This window comes from Curtobacterium sp. MCLR17_055 (assembly GCF_003234305.1).
GTDB classification, from domain to species: Bacteria; Actinomycetota; Actinomycetes; order Actinomycetales; family Microbacteriaceae; genus Curtobacterium; species Curtobacterium flaccumfaciens.
This window is the reverse complement of the sequence record NZ_QKSX01000001.1, coordinates 159,586-181,309: the sequence shown is the minus strand read 5'-3', so window position 1 is coordinate 181,309 and position 21,724 is coordinate 159,586. Positions and strand designations below refer to the sequence as shown.

At 71.4% G+C, this 21,724-nt stretch carries 21 protein-coding genes; 8 read left to right on the top strand and 13 right to left on the bottom strand.

Going from position 1 to position 21,724, the window contains the following annotated elements:
• Window positions 1-3 precede the first annotated feature (3 nt).
• The 4 genes from DEJ09_RS00800 to pnuC form a co-directional block, all read right to left on the bottom strand.
• Window positions 4-312: a transcriptional regulator gene (locus DEJ09_RS00800; protein WP_111022077.1), complete on the bottom strand. Its 309-nt coding sequence runs from the start codon at window positions 310-312 to the stop codon at window positions 4-6.
• Entirely contained in the window at window positions 309-743 is a 435-nt protein-coding gene (locus DEJ09_RS00795; RefSeq protein WP_111087338.1) for a chemotaxis protein CheY, read from the bottom strand. Before DEJ09_RS00795 ends, DEJ09_RS00800 begins: the two co-directional genes overlap by 4 nt.
• 84 nt (window positions 744-827) lie before the next feature.
• A complete protein-coding gene (locus DEJ09_RS00790) occupies window positions 828-1,460 on the bottom strand; it encodes a TetR family transcriptional regulator C-terminal domain-containing protein (RefSeq protein ID WP_111032838.1) in 633 nt (210 codons plus the stop codon).
• Between the two features lie 90 nt (window positions 1,461-1,550).
• Window positions 1,551-2,216 carry a nicotinamide riboside transporter PnuC gene (pnuC, locus tag DEJ09_RS00785; protein WP_110865285.1) on the bottom strand — a complete coding sequence of 222 codons (666 nt, stop codon included), beginning with the start codon at window positions 2,214-2,216 and terminating at the stop codon, window positions 1,551-1,553.
• A 393-nt stretch (window positions 2,217-2,609) separates the two neighbouring features.
• On the opposite strand from pnuC, the gene DEJ09_RS00780 reads away from it, so the two are divergent.
• The 8 genes from DEJ09_RS00780 to DEJ09_RS00745 all read left to right on the top strand — a co-directional run bounded on the left by DEJ09_RS00780 (window position 2,610) and on the right by DEJ09_RS00745 (window position 9,273).
• Window positions 2,610-3,164 carry an alternate-type signal peptide domain-containing protein gene (locus DEJ09_RS00780; RefSeq protein ID WP_111087337.1) on the top strand — a complete coding sequence of 185 codons (555 nt, stop codon included), beginning with the start codon at window positions 2,610-2,612 and terminating at the stop codon, window positions 3,162-3,164.
• 45 nt (window positions 3,165-3,209) lie between these two features.
• The gene (locus DEJ09_RS00775) at window positions 3,210-3,788 is read left to right on the top strand and encodes a TasA family protein (protein WP_111087336.1); all 579 of its coding nucleotides are present in this window, start codon (window positions 3,210-3,212) and stop codon (window positions 3,786-3,788) included.
• Window positions 3,785-4,681: a hypothetical protein gene (locus DEJ09_RS00770; protein ID WP_111038224.1), complete on the top strand. Its 897-nt coding sequence runs from the start codon at window positions 3,785-3,787 to the stop codon at window positions 4,679-4,681. The genes DEJ09_RS00775 and DEJ09_RS00770 overlap by 4 nt, the downstream gene beginning before the upstream one ends.
• Window positions 4,678-5,466 carry a signal peptidase I gene (locus tag DEJ09_RS00765; RefSeq protein ID WP_253183680.1) on the top strand — a complete coding sequence of 263 codons (789 nt, stop codon included), beginning with the start codon at window positions 4,678-4,680 and terminating at the stop codon, window positions 5,464-5,466. Before DEJ09_RS00770 ends, DEJ09_RS00765 begins: the two co-directional genes overlap by 4 nt.
• Window positions 5,432-5,863, top strand: a complete 432-nt coding sequence (locus DEJ09_RS17990) for a hypothetical protein (RefSeq protein WP_111087335.1) — start codon at window positions 5,432-5,434, stop codon at window positions 5,861-5,863. Before DEJ09_RS00765 ends, DEJ09_RS17990 begins: the two co-directional genes overlap by 35 nt.
• A 586-nt stretch (window positions 5,864-6,449) precedes the next feature.
• Window positions 6,450-7,769: a GNAT family N-acetyltransferase gene (locus tag DEJ09_RS00755; RefSeq protein ID WP_111087334.1), complete on the top strand. Its 1,320-nt coding sequence runs from the start codon at window positions 6,450-6,452 to the stop codon at window positions 7,767-7,769.
• Entirely contained in the window at window positions 7,769-8,233 is a 465-nt protein-coding gene (locus DEJ09_RS00750; protein WP_111087333.1) for a DUF2087 domain-containing protein, read from the top strand. Before DEJ09_RS00755 ends, DEJ09_RS00750 begins: the two co-directional genes overlap by 1 nt.
• Before the next feature lie 50 nt (window positions 8,234-8,283).
• Entirely contained in the window at window positions 8,284-9,273 is a 990-nt protein-coding gene (locus DEJ09_RS00745) for a squalene cyclase (RefSeq protein ID WP_111087332.1), read from the top strand.
• Window positions 9,274-9,427: 154 nt separating this feature from the next.
• On the opposite strand, the gene DEJ09_RS00740 is transcribed toward DEJ09_RS00745, so the two are convergent.
• The 9 genes from DEJ09_RS00740 to DEJ09_RS00700 all read right to left on the bottom strand — a co-directional run bounded on the left by DEJ09_RS00740 (window position 9,428) and on the right by DEJ09_RS00700 (window position 21,662).
• Window positions 9,428-10,432, bottom strand: a complete 1,005-nt coding sequence (locus tag DEJ09_RS00740) for an ABC transporter permease (protein WP_111087331.1) — start codon at window positions 10,430-10,432, stop codon at window positions 9,428-9,430.
• Window positions 10,429-11,364 (bottom strand): ABC transporter permease, encoded by a 936-nt coding sequence (locus DEJ09_RS00735; RefSeq protein WP_111087330.1) that lies wholly within the window; start codon window positions 11,362-11,364, stop codon window positions 10,429-10,431. The genes DEJ09_RS00740 and DEJ09_RS00735 overlap by 4 nt, the downstream gene beginning before the upstream one ends.
• The gene (locus DEJ09_RS00730) at window positions 11,361-13,121 is read right to left on the bottom strand and encodes an ABC transporter ATP-binding protein (protein WP_111087329.1); all 1,761 of its coding nucleotides are present in this window, start codon (window positions 13,119-13,121) and stop codon (window positions 11,361-11,363) included. Before DEJ09_RS00730 ends, DEJ09_RS00735 begins: the two co-directional genes overlap by 4 nt.
• Complete coding sequence (locus tag DEJ09_RS00725) at window positions 13,118-14,785, bottom strand: ABC transporter substrate-binding protein (protein ID WP_071404254.1); 1,668 nt, start codon at window positions 14,783-14,785, stop codon at window positions 13,118-13,120. The genes DEJ09_RS00730 and DEJ09_RS00725 overlap by 4 nt, the downstream gene beginning before the upstream one ends.
• 204 nt (window positions 14,786-14,989) lie before the next feature.
• Window positions 14,990-15,916 (bottom strand): cation-transporting ATPase, encoded by a 927-nt coding sequence (locus DEJ09_RS00720; protein ID WP_258373746.1) that lies wholly within the window; start codon window positions 15,914-15,916, stop codon window positions 14,990-14,992.
• A 511-nt stretch (window positions 15,917-16,427) separates the two neighbouring features.
• Window positions 16,428-17,702 carry an FAD-binding protein gene (locus DEJ09_RS00715; protein ID WP_111087328.1) on the bottom strand — a complete coding sequence of 425 codons (1,275 nt, stop codon included), beginning with the start codon at window positions 17,700-17,702 and terminating at the stop codon, window positions 16,428-16,430.
• A gap of 17 nt (window positions 17,703-17,719) precedes the next feature.
• Complete coding sequence (araA, locus tag DEJ09_RS00710) at window positions 17,720-19,255, bottom strand: L-arabinose isomerase (RefSeq protein ID WP_111029926.1); 1,536 nt, start codon at window positions 19,253-19,255, stop codon at window positions 17,720-17,722.
• Window positions 19,252-19,962, bottom strand: coding sequence for an L-ribulose-5-phosphate 4-epimerase (locus tag DEJ09_RS00705; protein ID WP_071247850.1), 711 nt, complete (start codon window positions 19,960-19,962; stop codon window positions 19,252-19,254). The genes araA and DEJ09_RS00705 overlap by 4 nt, the downstream gene beginning before the upstream one ends.
• Window positions 19,959-21,662: a xylulokinase gene (locus DEJ09_RS00700; protein WP_111087327.1), complete on the bottom strand. Its 1,704-nt coding sequence runs from the start codon at window positions 21,660-21,662 to the stop codon at window positions 19,959-19,961. The genes DEJ09_RS00705 and DEJ09_RS00700 overlap by 4 nt, the downstream gene beginning before the upstream one ends.
• Between the last annotated feature and the right edge of the window lie 62 nt (window positions 21,663-21,724).

Sequence of the window (21,724 nt, the reverse complement as noted above, 5' to 3'; positions counted from 1 at the left end):
CGATCAGCCGGCGGCGATGCGGCGGAGCGCGTCCAGGTGGGCGGCCCAGACGGCCCGACCCGACGCCGTCAGGGTGATCGACGTGCGGGGTGTCTTGCCCACGAACCCCTTCCCCACCGACACGTAGCCGGCCGCCTCGAGCGCGGAGACCTGCTTGCTCAGCACCGAGTCGCTGACCTCGACCGCGTCCCGCACCTCGCGGAACCCCAGGGTGCCGGCACGGGTCAGGGCGGCGATCACCGAGAAGCGCACGGGGTGCTGCAGCAGGTCGTCGAGCTCGTGCCGCGGGTGCACCCGGTCGGTGGTGCTCACGAGCGGGCCTCGCGCGCCGCACACACCAGGGCGACCAGCAGCACCAGCCCCGAGGTGATGCCCGACCAGAGCACCGAGCCGTGCACCCACCCGACCACGGCGATCGCCGCCAGGTAGGTGACAGCCCAGCTTGCGATGTAGACGGTCCAGCGGCGGCTCCGGGCGAAGGCCGAGCGGCCGCGGATGCTCACCATGAAGAACACCACCAGGGCGAACAGGGCCACGAGGGTGCCGACGTAGACGGCGGCGAACGCGTCCCCGGTCGTGAGCCCCATGCCGAGCGTGCCGAGCGACGTCGCGACGCCGAGCGCGGTGATGAACATGACGTACGGCCAGCGGACGGCGTCGTGCGCACGTCGGCCGATCCGGTCCGCCTGGTCGAGCAGTCGGGCCGCCTCGGCGGGTCCGGGTCGTGCGGTGGTGTCCTCCATGGTGTCCCCTCTCGTTGACACCAGTGTTGCAAGTACTTTCCAGTTTGGCAAATACTTTCCAAACCGGAGAGCTTGCCGCTGCGCTCAGACGCGGACGGGTGCCTCGTCGAGGTCCCACGACGGGACGGCATGCCGCTTCCAGCCCTGGCGCAGGGTGTTCGCCGCGCGGTCGAACTCCACCAGGACATCGATGTGCGGGCGGACCAGCATCTGGATCTGCAGCCCCTCGTAGACCGCGAGCAGCTGGGTCGCAGCCTGGTACGCGGGGATGCCGGCCTCTTCCGAGCCCTTGTCGAAGTCGCGCTGCAGCCCGACGGTCAGCTGCTCGGCGTACTCCTCGAACCGCTTGCGGAACAGTTCGGCGAACCCGGACTCCGAGCTGGCCACGGTGATCAGCCCGGCGAGCACCCGGACGAGCCCGGGGTCGGCGACGTCCTCGGCCAGGGTCAGACGGACGTGCTCGATCGTGCACGTGGGCGGGTTCTTCCGCCGGGTCCCCCGCAGCTGCGCCCACCGGTCGTAGGTGACCAGGAGCAGGGCGTGCCAGGTCGGGAACAGCCGCTCGACGGTCTCGAGCGGGATACCGGCCACCTCGGCGACGACCGCCGCGTCGACGGTGTCGAACGGGTGCAGCCGGTAGGCACGGATGGCCGCGCGCACCGTGCGCTCTGCGAGGGACTCGTCGTCCTCGACGCGTTCGCCGTGCAGGGGTTCCATCCGACCATTGCAGCGCATTCCGGGCCGTTTGTCTCGTCCCAGAGCGGGGGCCGTGCTCCGGGCCGCGTCAGCGCGTCGTGATCACAGCGGTCAGCCGACGGTGACGGGCGCCGCCGGCGGGCGGACCCGCTGGCGCATCCAAACGAAGAACCCGGTCAGGGTGAAGACGCCGTAGAAGACGTACATCAACCCGGAGGCGTAGTACCCGGCGGAGAACAGCAGCGGCACGCCGACCAGGTCGACCGCCACCCAGATGAGCCAGAACTCGACCCACCCCTTCGCCATGCCGTAGGTGGCGAGCAGCGATCCGACGAAGATCCACGCGTCGCTCCACACCGGCTCGTAGGACCCGAGCGCGCGGAAGACGGGGGTCAGCAGGGCGGTGCCGCCGACCATGCCGACGACGAGCAGCAGACGGGTCCGCCAGGAGGCCCAGCGCGGGTCGATCACGGTCGTCGCGTCCTCGGGGCGGTGCGTCCACCGGTACCAGCCGTAGATGCTCACGATGATGAACATGACCTGACGGCCGGCCTGCCCGAGCAGGTTGACGGGGTTCGGGGTGTCGAAGAGCGCGCCCATGAAGACGGTGAAGAGCAGGGCGTTGCCGACCAGTCCGACCGGCCAGGCCCAGACCTTCCGGCGCATGCCCCCGAGGGCGCTGAGCAGCCCGAAGACGTTGCCGATCACCTCGCGCCAGAGCACCGTCTGGTCGCCGATGACGATCTGCGCGTCGAACAACCAGCGCACGATGCCCATGGGCCCTCCTCGTTTCCGGACGGTGCAACGACGCCGTGCGTACCGGCATTCCTTCCGCGATTGCCCTGCGCACGCGAAGCGCGCACCCAGAAAGCGGGGTACAAACCATGTCCTCCCTAGTGGGGACAAAAATGACCCCTGTTCTGGGGTCCGGGTGAACGATCGTTCTCGCTTGTCGGCACTTTGGGGGACAGCTAACGTCGTCACCAGAGCGAGTCCAGCCCGCCCGAGCAGCAGCACATGCGCTCCGAGGCCCGGCGACCGTTCTCGGCACCGGTCAGCCGCGACCCCCTCCAACCACTGGGTCGATGACAACCTCCCCACCGGACACGACGCCCGAATGTCCCCGGTGGGCTTCAGCGTGCCCGGAGCACGCAGGAACGGATCCACCCCATGCACAAGATCGTCACCGGTGCCATCGCCGGCGCAGCAGGCGTCGCACTCCTCCTCGGCGGTGCGGGCACGTTCGCCCTCTGGAACGCCAGCGCCTCGAGCGCCGCATCCGCCGTGAGCGCCGGCACCCTGACGCTGAGCGCCAACAACGACGGCGCCTGGACCGACATCACGAACGGTCGTTCCACCGCGATCGACCCGACGAAGGCCCTGATGGTCCCGGGCAACACGTCCCAGTTCACCCAGACGCTGAACATCGGTGCGACCGGCCAGGACCTCAAGGCGAACCTGACCTACGCCAACCAGAGCATCACCGGCGACGCCGCGCTGCTCGCCGCCACGACGAAGACGCTGGCCGTCACGTCGACGAGCGCCTCGGTCGTGCAGTCCTCGTCGAACACGAACACCTTCGTGGTCTCGCCGTCCTCGTCCACGTCGACCGTCAAGGTCGTCTTCACGGTGACGCTCCCCTCGTCGGCGACCACCGGTCAGGGCGGCTCGATCAACCTCAGCGCGCTGGCCTTCACGTTGACCCAGACCGCGATCGGTTCCTGATCCCCCGATCGCACCCCACCGACCACGACGACCAGGAGCACGCACATGACCGCCACACAGCGGACGACGGGACGCCACCGCGCAGCCCGACGGTACCGCTGGGTGTGGCCGGTCGCGATCGCCCTGGTCGTCGCGGTCGGAACGGCGCTCCTCGGCGCCGGCGGCACGTACGCCCTCTGGAACGGGACCGCCAGCACTGCAGCCACCACGGTGCGCTCCGCCACGGCGACCGTCACCGTCGGCAGCACCACGGCGATGAACACCGCGGTCCTCGGGCCGGGCACGAGCACCACCGGCACCTTCACGGTGCGGAACACCGGGTCGATCCCCCTGTCCATGCGCGTCACGACGACGGCCTCCAAGTCGTCCGTCGCGGCGGCGACCGGTGAGCTGACGCTCCACCTCGCGATGGTGTCCTCGGCCGCGAAGTGCGTGCCCGGGCTCACCGGCACGAGCGCGCGGCTCGCCACCTTCGACACCGGCACCGGGTCCTTCACCCTGCCGGCCGGGGTCAGCGGCATCGCCTGCCTCGAGATGGCCCTCGACGCCGACGCCCCGCAGAGCGTCGCCGGCGCCACCACCGACTTCACCCTCACCGTCACGGGAACGCAGGTCTCCGCATGAACCGCCGCCTCCGGCTCCTCGTCGCCGTGCTCCTCACCGCCGTGTTCGTCGGTGGCACCTCGAGCGCCGCGTGGGCACTGTGGAGCGCGTCGGGCACCACAGCGGCGAGCACCACGGTCGGCACGGTCGCGGCGTCCATCGGCGGCACGAGCGCCCTCACCACGGCGTTCTCGTCGAGCGTCACCTCGACGACGAAGCCGATCACCCTGACCGACTCGGGCACCCTCGCCGGCACCGCCACCACCACGGTCTCCGTCGTGTCCGGCAGCTCGACCGCGCTCGCCAAGGCCGTCACCGTCGTCGCCTGGCCGGTCGCCTCGACCGCGGGCTGCACCACGAGCACGGCCGTCGGCACCGGGTCCGTCACCGGCACCTGGGCGTCGCTGCCGAGCATGAGCGCGAAGCTGGCCGCCGGCGCCTCCGCCGTCTGGTGCACCCGCAGCACCCTGCAGTCATCGGCCCCGGCCGGCTCGACCGCCAAGGTGAACGTCAACCTCACCGTCACGAGCGGCACCTGGACCTCGGGCGTCGTCGCCGGCGGCTTCACCCTGACCACCCCGGCGGCGACCGTCGACACCACGCCCTCGCTGGTCTGCACGGACCACGGCGGTTGGTACGTCGAGATCCGGTGGGATGCCGCGAACCGGCCGATGGACACCTGGTACGGCGCGTTCGTCGGCTCGACCCCGGTCGGGCAGAAGGCGCAGGACTACTCCGCGTTCATCACGATCGCCCCGCCGGACGTCCCCGCGAGCGCCGGCACCGCTGGCACGCTGACCGTCACCGTCAAGGTGCTCGACAGCGCCGGCAACCCCACGTCGACCGTCGCGGGCACCGGCAAGGTCACGCTCTTCACGCAGGACAACGGGGCGGCGATCCGATGCGGCGCATGAGCACCCCCACCCCGCGCTCCGGCTGGCGCGCCGTCGTCCACGCCGTCGTGCTCGGTCTCAGTACCGGACTCCTGCTGCTCGTCGCGGCCCTGGCGGTCGTGCTGATCGTCGTGCCGAAGGCCACCGGCTCGATGCCGCTCACCGTCCTGACGCAGTCGATGGAGCCGACACTGCCGCCGGGGACCCTGCTCGTGGTCCGTCCGACCCCGATCGACGACATCCGCGTCGGCGACGTCGTGACCTACCAGATCGTGTCGGGCCAGCCCGCGGTCGTCAGCCACCGGGTGGTCTCGGTGTCGTCGTCGTCGGACGGCGAGCGAACCTTCGTCCTCAAGGGCGACAACAACGCCGAGGCCGACCCGGCACCGGTCACCGCCGTGCAGATCCGCGGCGTGGTCTGGTACTCCGTGCCGGAGATCGGCATCGTCAACCAGGTCGTCAACGGGTCGCGGAGCTGGCTCATCCCTGCGGTCGCCGGCGTGCTCCTGACGTACGGGGCAGTGATGATGACGGCGGGCTTCGTGAGCGCCGCACGTCGTCGACGCGCTGGCACGAGCCGCGCCGGCACCAGCCACGGACGCCGCAGCGCAGCGCACCACGTCGAGCGGACCACCACCGAGAACACGACCACCACCCGGTCTAGGCTCGGTGGACGTGACGGACGGAGTGCAGCGGGCGCGGGAGCTCCTCGACGCAGCGGCCCGACGGCTCCGCGCCGCGGACGTCCCGGACGAAGCACTCGGCGAGTACGTGCAGCCGAAGGCCGTCCTCGGGATCCGTCGTGACCCGACGATGCGACCCCTCGGCCGGGTGTGGCGGGTCGGAGCACTCCTGATCGGGTCGTCCCCCGAGACCGCCGGCCGTGTCTGGGCCACCGGGTCGATCACCCGTGTCACCGAACCCGGTCGGTCGCAGTACCAGTCGGTCTCCGCCGAGGTCCGTCGCGCCTACCGCGCCGCCGCCGCGAAGGGGCACTTCAGCGCCGGTGACACGGTGAACCACGGCGCCGTCCCGATCCCCGTCGACGACTCCCTCGTCGGCGCCGAGGGCGTGCTCGTCGTCATCGAGGACGTGCCCTCGGTCCGGTGGTCCCCGACCACCGGCGCCGCGGTCCCCCTCGCCGACTACCTGGACGACCGCGTCGGGCTGCTCGTCGATCCCCCGCGGGGCGCGGCCGACTGACGCGGCCCGCGGCCACGGAATCGCACGGTGCTGGGTTCGTCGTGCCGTGCGGGCTCGCCCGACCCGTGCGAACTTGCCCGCCCCGTGCCCCGCCACGATCCCGCACCGAACCACCGCGACCGCCCCGACCCACGAACCCCACACCGTGCGGCTCCGGGTGAGCCCCAAGGACGCGACCACGGAAGCGCACCGTGCCGGCTTCGTCGTGCGCACCGTGCAGCGGCGGCGACTCCGTGCGCGTTCCCGCTCCCGGTGCGAGCTCGTGCCCAGAGCCACACAACCGCACCGTGCCGGATCTCCTGACTCGTGCGAACTTGCCCGCCCCGTGCCCCGCCACGACCCTGCACCGAACCACCTCCGCCGCCCCCACTGACGAACCCAGCACCCTGCGGCCCGCCACCCGGAATCCCAGCACCGTGCGGCCCGCCCTGCATCCCGCACCGTGCGTCCGCGGCACCCGAACCCGGCACCCGAACCGGCCACCCGCACCCCGCAGGCAGTCCGCCGGACGCGATCCGGGCCTCCAGTCCGACCGGACCGACCACGCGCCTGTCGCGACGTCACCCGGTCCCGATAGTGTCGGAACGTGAGCAACGAGGCATTCGACGACCGCTACGAGCTGCGCGAGTTCGCGCCCGGGACGGACGACAAGGGGGCACCGAACGCCGAGACGGCAGCGTGGATGCAGGCCGTCGGGATGGGCTTCCACGAAGCCGACCCCGACGCCGAGGGCGCAGCCCGCATGGCGTCGCACTTCATCGCCGACGAAGAGACGTTCCTCGGGGTCTACGTGCGCGAGCCGTTCCCGGGGTCCGTCGACGAGACGTGGCCGGCCGGCACCTTCACGTGGTTCCGCAAGGCGCTGAGCTGGGGCGACGGGTCCTCCGTCGACACCCAGGCGATCTCCGCGGTCACCGTCCGCCCGACCGAGCGTCGCCGCGGCATCCTGCGCCGGATGATGACGCACGCGCTCGAGCGCGGGGTCGCCGAAGGCTACGCCGTCGCGTCGCTGACCGCGTCCGAGGGCACCATCTACCGCCGCTTCGGCTTCGGCTGCGCCATCCGCGAGCGTGCCGTGCACGTCCGCCGCGAGCGCGCGCTCCCCCTGCTCGCCCCGACCTCCGGCACGGTGTCGGTCGTCACGCCGCAGTGGCTGGCCGACGGCCCGGGCAAGGCGGTCTTCGACCGGTTCCACGTCCGCACCCCCGGCTCGATGGTCCGCAACACCGGCACCTGGCCGATCGTGTTCGGCCTGCTCGGGCACGACGGGCAGAAGGCGAAGGACGTCCGTGCGGCGGTGCACCGTCCCGACGGCTCCGATGAGATCGACGGCTACGTGACCTGGCGCGTCAAGGAGGACCGCGGCTCCGACACCGCGCTCGAGATCGTCGACCTGGTCTACGCGGACGACCAGGCCTACACTGCGCTGTGGGAGTTCCTGCTCTCGGTCGACCTCAACGACGTCGTGAAGTACAACCGCTCCCGCCTCGACGACCCCATCGTCGCGGCGCTCGGCGACAACCGTGCGTACGACGTCGACCACGAAGAGGACCACGTCTGGCTGCGCGTGCTCGACGTGCCGACGGTGCTGGCCTCGCGGCCGTTCGCCGTCGACGGGTCGCTGACACTCGGGGTCACCGACGCGCTCGGCTTCACCACCGGTACGTACCGCCTCGACGTCCAGGAGGCCCGTGGCACCGTCACGCGCATCGCCGACGACGTCGACGTGGCCGGGTCTGACGTCCAGCTCGACGTCGCAGAGCTCGGTGCGCTGCTGATCGGGTCGGTCTCCCCCGTCACCCTGGCCGCCGCGGGGCTCGTCCGCGCTGCGGACCCGGCGTCGGTGGAGCTGCTCCGCGCGATGCTGCTGCCGCCGCGGACGCCGCACGGCATCACGTACTTCTGATGGACGTCGCCCGGGTGGTGGGGCGCGCGCGTCAGGTCGTCTCCGTCCTGGCGTCCCCCACCCTGCGAGCAGCGGTGCTCGGCGGGAGCCCCGTCGATGACCGCACCCGGGCAGCGATCGACTCGTTCGACTGGCTCACCGACGACGGTCCCGACGCGTCGGTGCTCGGCAGGACGTCACGCGAACTCCAACGGCTGCAGTCGCCGGCAGCGGTGCTCGAGTTCGACCGGATCGAGCGGATGCCGGTGAAGGACGTCGAACGACATGCGCTGTCCGTCCGGATCGTGGAGCTGGTGTTCGAGCGACTCGGACAGGAGCGAGCCGTGCCGGAGGCCGTCCTGAACGCGGCCATCGGCATGTTCGCGACCGATGTCTCCGTCGTGCGCCGGGACGCCGTGGACCTCGGCGTCCTGACGCGCACCGACAACGGTTCGGTCTACCGGATGGTGCGTCGTCCGGCCTGATGCTGCTCGGTCGTCCCGCACGGCGCGCAGCAGCGAGTAGTCTCCCCGCCATGACGGACGACACGGTGGTCGACTGGCTCGTCGCCTCCGACCCGGCACTGCGCTGGCAGGTCGAGCGGGACCTCGTCGACGCCCCCGCCGCGACGTGGCAGGCCACCCGTGCCCGGGTCGCGACCGAGGGGTTCGGCGCAGCGCTCCTCGCTCACCAGGACCCGGACGGACAGTGGGCTGGCGGCTCGTACTTCCCCGCCGACTTCGACCCCGACGGTCCCGAGGCCCAGGCCGCCGGACAGCCCTACACGGCGACGACCTGGTCGCTCAACACGCTGCGCGACTGGGGGCTCGACGCCGCTGTGCTCGGGGACACCGCCGTGCGCCTCGCCGAGAACAGTCGGTGGGACTACGACGACCTGCCGTACTGGGGCGGCGAAGTGGACTGCTGCATCAACGCCTTCACGCTCGCCAACGGCACCTGGCTCGGTGCTGACGTGGATGACATCGCCGAGTGGATCCTCGAGCACCAGCTCGCCGACGGTGGCTGGAACTGCGAGTGGGTCGAAGGGTCCACCGTGTCGTCGTTCCACTCGACCCTCAACGTGCTCGACGGGCTGCTGCAGCACGAGCAGCTGTCCGAGGGATCGCACCCGCGCGCCACGGAGCTCCGCGCCGCCCGACACCGCGGAGCCGAGTACCTGCTCGAACGGCGGCTGCTGTACCGGAAGTCCGACGGCGAGCTCGTCGGCTCCTGGGTGCACCGTTTCGCGTACCCGTCGCGATGGATCTACACCGCGCTTCGGACGACCGATCACCTGCGGGCGGCCGGGTTGCAGGACGGGACCCCGCCGGACCCACGTGCTGCCGAGGCGATCGAGCTCGTCCGGGCGGCTCGCAACGCCGACGGCACCTGGACCCAAGGTGAACGTGCACCAGGGCGGCAGTGGTTCGAGGTCGACGTCCCGGCGGGCGAACGCTCGAAGTGGCTCACCCTGATGGGGACGCGGGTCCTGCGGTGGTGGGACGGCGCGGCAACGGCCGGCTGACCTCGCACGGTGCGAGGGGCGGGCGCTCTGGTGCGAGGTTCCCGATTCCGTGGCAGGCGGATGCGCTCGCACGGAGTACGGAACCTCGCACCACAACAGCGGCGGGGGCACCTGACCTCGCACGGTGCGAGGCTCGGCACGAGCGGGGGCGCCCCTACGCCCGGCGCCGCACCCGCGGGTCGACGAACGCGTAGACCACGTCGACGATCACGTTCGCCGTGACGATGAGCAGCGCCGAGAACAGCGTGAAGCCGACGACCACCTGCAGGTCGAGCGTGTGCACCGCGTCGATGAGCAGCGCGCCGAGGCCCTGCATCGAGAACACCTTCTCGGTGATGACCGCGCCACCGAGCAGCGACCCGAGGTCGAGCCCGAACAGCGTCACCACGGGCAGGATGGCGGTCCGGAGCCCGTGCCGCACGACGACCTGGCGCTCCCGCAGCCCCTTGGCCCGGGCGGTCCGGACGAAGTCCTGCGACATCGACTCGAGCATCTCGCCACGGGTCAACCGGGCGTAGATCGCCGCGCTGATGAACGCGAGCACGCACCACGGCAGGATCAGGTGGGTGAACCAGCCGACTGGGTCGTCACCGAAGGCCACGTACCCGCTCGTCGGCAGGATCCCCAGCACGAAGCCGAACAGCAGGATGCCGAGCAGCCCGACCAGGTACGCCGGGGACGAGACACCGGCGACAGCGACCGTCATCACGGCCCGGTCGACGAAGGTGCCGCGGCGCAGCGCCGAGACGGTGCCACCGAACACCCCGACGACGAGCCACAGCACGGCAGCGCCGACTGCGATCGAAGCGGTGACGGGCAGGCGCGCGAGGATCAGCTCGGTGACGCTCTCGTGCAGCTGGAACGAGTACCCGAAGCACGGCGCCGCGCACTCGATGACGCTGTTGCCGCTGCCGAAGGTGCGGCCGGTGAAGATGCCGGCCAGGTAGGCGCCGAACTGCGCGAGCCAGGGCTTGTCGGTGCCGAGGAACGCCTGGACCTCTCGCAGCCGGTCCGGCGTGCAGGGCTTGTCGCAGATCGCTCGGGCCGGGTTGGTCGGCAGGAGCATGAAGAGCGCGTACGTGATGGCGGCGACGACGAGCAGCACGACGGCGGCCCCGAGCACGCGGATCGCCAGGAAGCGCAAGGTGGCGGCGTTCACGCGGTGCCCCCTCGCGGGTCGAGGGCGTCGCGCAGGGCGTCACCGAGCACGTTGAAGGCGAGGGTGATGAGGAACAGTGCGGCTCCGGGGAACACGAGGTACATGGGATCGGTCTGCACCCAGCCGATGGCGTCGCCGATGCTGCGACCCCACGACGGCGTCGGCGGGTTGACGCCGACGGCCAGGAACGAGAGCGCGGCCTCGGCACCGATCATCGACGGGATCGAGATGGTGGCGTAGACGGTGATCGTCGCGGCGAGGTTCGGCAGCAGCTGCGTGCGGATGACGTGCCACCGTCCGGCGCCCATCGCGGTGGAGGCGACGACGTAGTTGCGGCTGACGAGCGACAGCGTCTGCCCCCGCACGACACGGGCCACGGCCGGCCAGCCGAAGAACCCGATGACGAGCACGACGAGCACGGGCTTCGGGAACGACGACGGCACGATCGCGGTGAGGGCGATCATGAACACGAGCGACGGGAACCCGAAGATCACGTCGACGACCCGCGAGAGCACCCGGTCGTACCAGCCACCGAAGAACCCGGTCGTGACGCCGACGAGCACGCCGATGACGATCGAGACGAGGGTTGCTGCGAGTCCGATGCCGAGCGACGTCCGAGCACCGTACGTGACGATCGAGAACAGGTCGCGCCCGGTCAGGGGCTCGACGCCGAACCAGTGTTCGCCGCTGATGCCGCCACCCGCACCCCGGGGCGCACCGAACGAGTTGAGCGCGTCGATGTCGTACGAGTACGGGTCCTGCCCGGACGCCTTCGCGATGAGCGGGGCCGCCACGGCGACCACCAGGAACACCGCGATGACGACGGCTGAAGCCACCGCCCAGCGGTCCTGCCGGACGCGTCGCACCACGGCCCGGAAGCCGGTGGTCCGGCCGGACGGTGCGACCGGTCGGTCGACGACGTTGGCCGTCACGAGGCCACTCCTTCCCACGCGCGCCACGCCTCGCGGCGAGCGGCCTGTCGCACGGGATCGGCGACGGGCGCGGCAGCGAGGAGCATGCGCGTGTAGTCCTGTTGCGGGTCGTCGAGCACGGCGTCGGTGCTCCCCCGCTCGACGATCCGGCCGTCGCGCAGCACGATCACCTGGTCGGCGAGCTGGCGGACGACGGCGAGGTCGTGGCTGATGAGCAGCATGCCGAAGCCGAACTCCCGCTGCAGCCCGGCGAGCAGGTCGAGCACGGCGGCCTGCACCGTCACGTCGAGTGCCGAGGTCGGTTCGTCGGCGATGACGAGTGCCGGCCGCAGTGCGAGCGCACGCGCGACGGCGACGCGCTGCCGCTGGCCGCCCGACAGCTGGTGCGGGAACCGCTCGGCCCACGTCGGGTCGAGCTGTACAGCGGTCAGCAGTTCACGGACCCGTTCGGACCGCTCCGCAGCGGAGTCGGTGCCGTGCACGAGCAGCGGTTCCGCGATGCTCCAGCCGATGGTCTGCCGCGGGTTGAGCGACGACGCCGGGTCCTGGAACACGATGCCGACCCGACTGCGCAACTCGCGCAGTCGTCGTCCGCGAGCGGTGCGCAGGTCGCTGCCGTCCACCTCGACCGAGCCGGCGACGACGGGCACCAGGCCCGCGAGCGCGCGCCCGATCGTGGACTTGCCGGAACCGGATTCGCCCACCAGGCCGACGGTTTCGCCGTCATGCAGGTCGAGGTCGATGCCGGACACGGTCGGTCCGCCTCGGCGCGAGTACCGCACGGCGACGTCGCGCAGGCGCGCCACCAGCGACCGGGAGGCGCGACTCGCGTCCGCCTCGTCGGTCACCGCAGCGGTCTTCGCGCTGGGCGACACCTCACGCGCGCCCGGAGCCGTGAGCTGTCGCTGGGCGCGTGAGCCGGGATCGCCGGCCCGGGCGTCCGGGTCCGCAGCCGGCGCTGCGGACGCGGGGCGCGCCTCCAGGCTGGGAACGGCCGCGAGGAGCTCGCGCGTGTAGTCGGCGGTCGGGTGGGCGAAGACCTCGGCGACGGTCCCGTGCTCGACCGGGTCCCCGCGGCGCAGCACCAGCAGGTCGTCCGCGACGTCCGCGACCACGCCCATGTCGTGGGTGATGAGCAGCACAGCCAGGGAACGCTCGCGACCGAGCCGCCGCAGCAGGTCGAGGATGCCCGCCTGCACGGTGACGTCGAGCGCGGTTGTGGGCTCGTCGGCGAAGAGTGCGACCGGGTCGCCTGCCAGGGCCATCGCGATCATCGCGCGCTGGAGCTGACCGCCGGACAGTTCGTGCGGGTAGGCCTTCCGGATGCGCTCCGGGTCGGTGAGCCCGGCGTCACGAAGCAGTTCGTCGACGCGCGCCCGGACCCCGGCGCGGTCGAGCCCGGTCGGGTGCGCTCGGACGGCCTCGGCGATCTGCGTGCCGATCGACAGGACGGGCGTGAACGAGTTCATCGGCTCCTGGAACACCACGCCGATGCCCGCACCCCGGACGGCGCGGACCGTCTCGACGGGGGCACCGATGAGTTCCTCGCCACGGAACCGGGCGCTGCCCGACACCGAGGCCTGCGGCGGCAGGAGCCCGAGCACGCTCATGGCGCTGACGGACTTGCCCGAGCCGGACTCCCCCACCAGGGCGAGGACCCGGCCGGGCGTCAGGTCGAAGGAGACGTCACGGACGACGGGCTCCGCGTCGCCGAACGCGACGCGGAGCCCCTCGACCTGCAGGATCGGTTCGGTCACTGCTTGAGCGAGACCTTGAGGTAGTTCGGGTACGCGGGGAAGTCCGCGATCTGGAAGTTCTGCACGTTCGAGCCGGCGAGGAAGGACTGCTTCGCGTAGATCAGCGGCACGACGGGGGCGTCGGCCATGATCTTCTGGTCCGCCTGGGCCCAGAGCTTCTGCGCGTCGTCCTGGTCGACCGTGGAGCTGGCCTTCGCGATGAGGGCGTCGACCTCGGGGTTGCTGTACTTCGAGACGTTGTAGCCGCCGCCACCGATCTGCGACGAGTCGTAGAGGGGCTGCAGGTTGGCGTTCGCGCTCGGGAAGTCCGGCTGCCAGCTCGACAGCGACAGGTCGAAGTCGGTGCCGTTGGTGGTCGCCTGCGTGAAGGAGTCGTAGTCGAGCGGCTTGAGCGTCACGGCGATGCCGGCACGCTTCAGGCCGGACTGCAGCGCCTGGGCCTGGGCGAGGTACGTGGGGTCGTTCTGCGTGACCAGGGTCAGCTTCAGGTTGCTGACGCCGGCCTCCTTGAGCAGCTCCTTCGCCTTGTCGACGTCACCGGTGGCCTTCGTCTTGTACAGGTCGTAGTCCTGGCGTCCGGCGATGCCCGGGGTGATGAGCGTCGAGGCGTACGAGCCGGCGATCGCGCCGCCGGCGGCGATCCGGAAGGACTTGCGGTCGACCGCGTACTGCAGCGCCTGGCGGACCTTGAGGTCCTTGAGCTCACCGCGCTGCGTGTTGATCGCCATGTAGCTGATCGGGCCGGCCTTCGAGGTGGCGAGGCGGTCCTGGGCGGCCGGGTTGCTGCGGACCTGGTTGAGCTCGGCGGCACCCAGGTAGATGGCGCCGAACGAGTTCTTGGCGTCGCCGTTGTCCGCGATGAGCGTCTGCGTCACCGTGGACTGGTCCTGGCTCTCCTTGAAGACGATCTTCGACGGGCCGGCGGTGCGGACCTCGTCGGTCTTCGCGCTCCAGTTCTTGTTGCGGACGAGCGTGACCTGCGAGCCCTGCGTGTTCGACTGCACCTGGTACGGACCGGATGCGACCGGCTTCAGGTCGTAGGCGCCGGTGTCCTTGCCGTCGCCCTCGGGCACCGGGGTGAACGCGGGCATCGACGCGAGCCACGGCCAGTCGCCGTACGCGTCGTTCAGCTTGAAGACGATGGTCTTGTCGTTCGGGGTCTCGATGCTGTCGAGCGACTTGCCGTCGAACGGGCCCTTGTAGGAGTCACCACCGACCAGGAGCGACTTGTGGTAGCTCAGGCCACCGCTGAGGGTCGGCGCGAACGAGCGCTCGATGCCCCACTTGATGTCCTTCGTGGTGATCGGCGTGCCGTCCTGGAACTCGACGCCGTCCTTCAGCGTGTAGGTCCAGGTCTTGCCGTCGTCGCTCGAGACCCCGGTGTTGGTCGCCAGGTCGGGGACGACCTTCGCCGTCTTGCCCGGCTCGACGTCCCACGTGGTGAGCCGTCGGGCGACGAGGCCCATCGACGTGATGCCGAGGCTCTGGCTGGTCGCGGGGTCGAGGTGGAACGAGGTCTGCGGCGTCAGGATGTTGAGCGTGCCGCCCTTGGCCGTGCCCTCGGCGCCGTCGTCGGACGAACCCCCACCCGAGCAGCCGGTCAGGACCAGGGCTGCTGCTGCGGCGACGGCCGCGGTGATCGTCAGGCGGTTGGGGCGTCTCATGACGGTGCTGCTCCTCGGGGAAGGGGGTCGCGATCGCGGTGGCGGTCGCTGCGACGGCGGAACGGTTCACCCGCCGGGCGGCGTCCATCCTGACACCGCGACGGTGGCCCGTCCGAATCTCGCGTGCGTCGGACGACGCACGACGAAACATTGCAAGCGCCGGACGCCGTCCCGCTATTCCCGATGCGATCGCACCGCGGAGCGTCAGCGGTCGAAGAGCCCGCCGAGGAAGTCGTTGCCGAGGTTCGACGCCTGCTCGCCGAGCCCGGACGCCTGCTCACCGAACCCCGCGGCCTGCTCACCGAACCCGCCGAGGAGCTGCTCGCCCTCGCCGAGGACGCCCTCGACGCCACCGCCGAGGTCACCGAGTCCGAGGTCGCCCATGCCCGAGGCGATGCCCTCGAAGTCGACGCCGAGGTCGGCCGCCCCTGCCAGGACCGGGCCGGCGGCAGCGCTCAGCACCGCTCCCCCGGCCACCGCGGCGGCAAGGCCACCGAACGCCATCGCGCCGGCACCGACCGCCGCACCACCGGCGAAGGCCCCACCGCGGCCGCGGCCGTTGCCGTTACCCCGGCCGGAACCGCCGAGGACCCGTCGGACCAGACCCGGACGCGACATCTCACCGCGGGTCATCGCACGGGCCATGCCGCCAGCCGAGTCGTCGCGCAGGTGCTCGTGGGGCGGGAGCTCGGAGTTCAGGCGGTCGCGGACCTGCTGGCGCTGCCCCGGGGTGAGCCGCGCGAAGGCGTCGTGGTGGACCTGCTCGAGCTGCTCCGGCGACGAGGTGCGGAGCAGGTAGTCGTACTTCGCCAGGGCGACCTTGTCGGCGTCGGCCCCGTGCTGCGGCGTGCCGGCGTGCTGCTGCGGCTGCTGGCCGTACTGCTGCGACTGGCCGTACTGCGGCTGGCCGTACTGCTGCGACGGCTGCTGGCCGTACTGCTGCTGCAGCGGCTGTTGCTGGTTCCGGTCGTCGCCGGTCAGCTTGTCCGCGGCGCTGCGCACGATGCCGCGCCAGTCGGTTCCGCCCTGCTGCGATCCGGCGCCGGGCGCGGTTCCCCCCTGCCCACGCTTCTGGAGCTGCTTGTCGATGACCTTCGAGGCCATGCCGATGATGCGGTTGAGGTTCGCCATGCCCCCACCTTTGCGTCCTCACATGTGGACGACCGGCACCGAGGCGGGGGTTCGCCAGGGCATCCGATGAGGATCCCCTGTGAGATTCCGGCTGCATTTCAGCGGACACATACACGTAGGCTGGCTCCGGTCGCGTCACCGCCGGAGCGCGACCTGGGCGAAAGCGTGAGGCCCGGGACTGCGACAACAGTTCCGGGCCTCGATTCGCCTTCCGAGTGGAAAGCCAAGGGATGCGTCAACCATCCCGAGTCCAACGCTCGGAACCGATGGTAGCCGAGCCCGCTCGGCGACGCATCCCTCGGCCGAAGCTCCTCGTGTCAGCCGGCGACGACACCAGGAGGTCAGCGATGTCGAACGACACCGATGATCGGTCCAGGCGTCGGGTGCCATGGCTGGGGATCGCGAGCTTGCTCGTGACCGTGGTCAGGCTCCTGATCGACCTGTCTCGCAAGGACTGAGGACCCGGGTGTCCCGCACCGCAGCCGGTGGTGCGGGACACCTGTCCATCGCGTCAGGACAGGATGCGGGCCAGGAACGCGTTGCGGAACCGCCCCGTGGGGTCGAGGTCCCGGGCGAGTGCGGCGAAGTCGGACAGCCGCGGGTACGCCTCGTGCAGCCGCTCGGCACTGGCCGCGGAGACCTTGCCCCAATGCGGCCGCGGGTCCAAGGGCTCGAGCACGTCCTCGATCCGGGCCACCGCCGCGGCCACGGCGGCGGCGTCGCGGCGGAACGTGAAGTGCAGGCCGACCGACTGTCGTCCGGACGACGGTGCGAGCCACGCGGTGTCGGCCGCGATGGTGCGGACCTCGGCGGCGATGAGGATCGGGGCGAACAGCGACGCCAGCGGTCGGAGCGCCTCGAGTGCCGCCACCGCCGAGGCAGCGGGGATCAGGTACTCCGCCTGGATCTCAGCCCCGGTCGACGGGGTGAACGAGGACCGGAAGTGCGGCAGTCGCTCCGACCACGGCCCCGGCACGCCGCCCTGCTCGGTGACCCCGGCAGGGTCGTTCTCCCCCGGGTGCACCGGCCCCGAGGCCGAACGGGCTCCGAGGGCCACGAGGTCGACGGTCGGTGCGGCCTCGTCGACGCGGTGCTTGACCCAGACCTGCCGGGCACCGCGGTCGTCGAACGAGGTGAACATCGACACGGAGTACGCGTCGGACATCACCTGGTCGAACTGCGCGGCGACGGCGTCCCACGGCAGGTCGAGGTGCACCGTCGTGGCGACCTGGAACGTCGGCTCGATCGCGAGCTCCACCGCGGTGACGACGCCCAGCGCGCCGATCCCCACCCGGTGGGCGTCGAGCAGCCCGTCGGGCGACGAGGCGTCGACGTGGGCGATCTCACCAGAGGCGCGGACGACGTCGAGGCCGACCACCGTCTGCGCGAGCGACGGGTTCCGCACACCGGAGCCGTGCGTCCCCGTGGCGACGGCCCCGGCCGTGGAGATGTGCGGCAGGGACGCGAGGTTCCCGAGTGCCCAGCCACGGGCCTCCAGACCGGCCGCGACCTGGCTGTGCGTCATGCCTGCGGCGACCCGCACGACGCGCCGCGACGTGTCGATGTCGAGCACGGGCGGCAGGTCCGACAACGAGACCTGGACGGCATCGGTGTCGGCGATGGTGTTGAACGAGTGTCGCGAGCCGAGCGCCGTCAGGCGCGGCGTCGAGGCGACGAGCTGCTGGAGCTCGTCCACCGACGTCGGCCGGGCCAGCGCCGAGGCGCGGTAGGTGACGTTGCCCGCCCAGTTGGTGCGGGTGCGCTCGGCCGCGATCACGTCGTCCATCGTGGGTCCTGACTCCTCTAGAAGCCGCGGTCGAGACGGTGCCACGTCTGCTGGAGACGCAGCTCGTCGCGGAACCCGCGTGCGGTGGTGTGTTCGTCGATCACCAGGAACTCGGTGCCGACCATGGTCGCGAAGTCCTCGACGACCTGCAGGCCGACCGCCGTCGTCATGACGGTGTGGTGGGCGGCGCCGGCGGTGAGCCAGGCCTCGGCGGCGACGGGGAACGACGGCCGGGGCTCCCAGACCGCGCGGCCCACGGGCAGCTTCGGCAGGGCCTCGGTCGGGGGCACGACGTCGACGACGTTCGCCGTGAGGCGGAAGCCGTCGCGGGTGTCGGACAGCGCGACGACGACGGCCTCGCCGGAGTCGGCGGTGAAGACCAGGCGGACCGGGTCGTCCTTGCCGCCGATGCCGAGCGGGTGGATCTCGAGCGTCGGCTTCGTGGTGGTGAGCGTCGGCGAGACCTCGAGCATGTGCGCCCCGAGGATCTTCTCGGCGCCCGGGGTGAGGTCGTAGGTGTAGTCCTCCATCAGGGAGGCGCCACCGGGCAGGCCGGCGCCGGCGACGTTCATCGCGCGGACCAGGACCGCCGTCTTCCAGTCACCCTCGGCACCGAAGCCGTAGCCGTCGGCCATCAGGCGCTGCACGGCCAGGCCCGGCAGCTGCTTGAGCGAGCCGAGGTCCTCGAAGTTCGTGGTGAACGCGGCGCTGCCGTTCTGCGCGAGCAGGGTGCGGAGGCCGATCTCGATGGCGGCACCGTCGCGGAGCGCGGCGTGCCGTTCGCCGCCGGCGCTGCGGAGTGACGGGTCCACGTCGTAGTCGCGCTCGTACGTCGCCACGAGCGCGTCGACCGCTGCCGTGTCCGCTGCGGCGGCGTCCACCGCTGCCGCGAGCTCGTTGACGGCCCACGTGTTGACCTGCACGCCGAGCTCGATCTCGGCCTCGGTCTTGTCGCCCTCGGTGACGGCGACGTAGCGCATGTTGTCGCCGAAGCGGGTGAGCTTCAGCTCGCGGACGGCCGCGGCGCCGGCGGCGGCACGGGTCCAGTTCGCGACGCGCTGCTGGACGCGGGGGTCCGAGACGTGGCCGACGGCCGTGGCGTGCCGGACGCCGAGGCGGGCCAGGGCGTAGCCGAACTCACGGTCGCCGTGCGCGGCCTGGTTGAGGTTCATGAAGTCGAAGTCGATGTCCGCCCAGGGCAGCGTGACGTTCGCCTGCGTGTGCAGGTGCAGCAGCGGCTTGGTCAGCGCCTGCAGGCCGCCGATCCACATCTTGGCCGGGCTGAACGTGTGCATCCACGTGGTGACGCCGATGACCTTGTCGTCGGCGCTCGCCTCGATGAGCGCCCGGCGGATGCCGTCGGCGTCCTTGAGCACGGGCTTCCAGACGAGCTTCACCGGCAGGTGCCCGGCGAGCTCCGCGTGGACCGCCTTGCTCTGCTCCTCGACCTGGCGCAGGGTCTCCTCTCCGTACAGCCCCTGGGAGCCGGTGAGGAACCAGACCTCGTAGCTGTCGAGCGTGGCCTGGGGGGCGACGGTGGTGTCCTGCGTCATCGCATGGCTCCTTCGGGGTTCTGTCCGTAGACGTTCTGGTAGCGATCGAAGAGTCGATCGATGTCTGCTTCAGGGATCGGGACGACCTCGCCGCCCTGCTTCGCGATGTGGACGGTCCGTGCCACGTCCTCGCACATCACGGCCGCCTTGACGGCGTCCTTCGCGTCCTTGCCGATCGTGAAGACGCCGTGGTTCTGCATCAGGACCGCACGGCTGCGGTGGCCGCTCAGGGTGTCGACGATGCCGTGGCCGATCGAGTCGTCGCCGATGATCGCGAACGGGCCGACCGGGATTGGGCCGCCGAACTCGTCGGCCATCGCCGTGATGACGCACGGGATCGCCTCGGCGCGGGCGGCCCAGGCGGTCGCGTACGTCGAGTGGGTGTGCACGACACCGCCGACCTCGGGCATGTTCCGGTACACGTAGGCGTGCGCGGCGGTGTCGCTGGAGGGGCCGTGCTCGTTGCCCCAGCCCTCGGCCGGCACGCCGTCGAGGGTGCAGACGACCTGGTTCTCGGGCGTCAGGTCGTCGCTCGACACCCCGCTCGGCTTGATGACGAACAGGTCCGTGCCGGGCACGCGCTCGGAGACGTTGCCGCCGGTCCAGATCACGAGGCCGTAGCGGACGAGTTCGCCGTGCAGGCGCGCGACGCGCTCCCGCGTCGTCGCCACCGCCTGGCGTGTGGTCTCGTCGATCGCGTCCGTCATCGGGTCACTTCCTCTGTCTGGAGGCGCGGGTCGGCGCCGTCGGTCTCTTCGGTCGGTCCTGTGGTCGCGCTGGGGCGGGTCGCCGCCGCGGCGACGTCCTGCACGGGCAGTGCGGCCCGGTAGCGCTCCAGGTACGTCTGGAACCCGGCGACGTCCGCCGGCTCGGGTTCGGCCACGTGCACGGCGTCCCCGCCGAACACGGTGTCGGACAGGTAGTCGGCGAGCTGCTGGTCGGTGTGCTCGAGGTAGGCGGCCAGCACGGCGATCCCCCACGCGCCGCCCTCGCCCGCGGTCTCCTCGAGCGCGATCGGCACCCGCAGGGCCGCCGCGAGGAGCCGCTGCGGGCTGCCGGGTGTGCGGAAGAGCCCGCCGTGCGCGGTCATCCGGTCGACCTGCACCTGTTCGCCGTGCAGGACGTCCATGCCGATGGCCAGGGTCGCGAACGCGCCGTGCACCTCGGATCGCACCAGGTTGCCGAGCGTGAAGCGCGCGCCGGGGGTGCGGAGCAGCAGGGGCCGGCCGTCCTCGACGTGGGTGACGGGTTCGCCGGCCAGGTAGTTGAACGAGAGCAGGCCGCCGGCGTCGGGGTCGGTGTCGTCGGCGACGGCCTCGGCGAGCAGGGTCGCGTAGACGTCGTCGATGCCGATCGGCGTCGCGCCGGTCCGCTCGCTCGAGGCCTCGGCGAAGCGTCCGAACACGCGGGCCCAGCTCGCGATCTCGCTCGCGCCGTTGTTGCAGTGCACCATCGCCACGGCGTCCCCGGCCGGGGTGGTGACGACGTCGAGTTCCTCGTGCGCGGTGGTCAGCGGCTGCTCGAGCACGACCATCGCGAAGATGCTCGTGCCGACGCTGACGTTGCCGGTGCGCGGGGCGACGGCGTTCGTCGCGACCATGCCGGTGCCGGCGTCGCCCTCGGGCGGGCAGAGCGGTGCGCCGGGTTCGAGCGTGCCGGTCGGGTCGAGCCAGGCCGCACCCTCGGGGGTCAGCTCACCGGCTTCGGCACCGGCGACGAGGACCTCGGGCAGCAGGGACCGCAGGTCCGGGACGCCGATCAGTTCCTGCGCGGTGGCGAGCATGGCGTGGTCGAAGTCCTTCGCGCCCGGGTCGCCGGGGCCGCTGTCGACGGGACCGCCCTCGATCGGGAACATGCCGCTCGCGTCGCCGACGCCCAGCACGTTCCGGCCGGTCAGGCGGCGGTGCACGTAGCCGGCCAGGGTCGTGACGCCGGCGATCTCGGCCACGTGCGGCTCGTCGTCGAGGACCGCCTGGTACAGGTGCGCGATCGACCAGCGCAGCGGGATGTTGAACCCGAGGGCCTCGCTGAGCCGTTCGGACGCGGGGCCGGTCGAGGTGTTGCGCCAGGTGCGGAACGGCACGAGCAGCTCGCCCGCGGCGTCGAACGCCAGGTAGCCGTGCATCATCGCGCTCACGCCCACCGCGCGGTAGGTGCTCGGGGCGACGCCGTACTGCGCCTCGACGTCGGCCACCAGGGCGGCGTACGCGGCACGGAGTCCGGTCTCGACGGCCTCGAGCGAGTAGGTCCAGCGGCCGTCGACGTACTCGTTCTCCCACTCGTGGGAACCGGCCGCGATGGGCACGAGGTCCTCGTCCACCAGGCAGGCCTTGATGCGGGTGGAACCGAGCTCGATCCCGAGTGTGGTGCGGCCGTCCACGATCCGCTGTCGGCGGTCGTCACCCATGTGTTCCTCCAGAACCTCGTCGTCCTCAGTGAGCGCTCACATCCTGGCACGTGAGCGCTCAC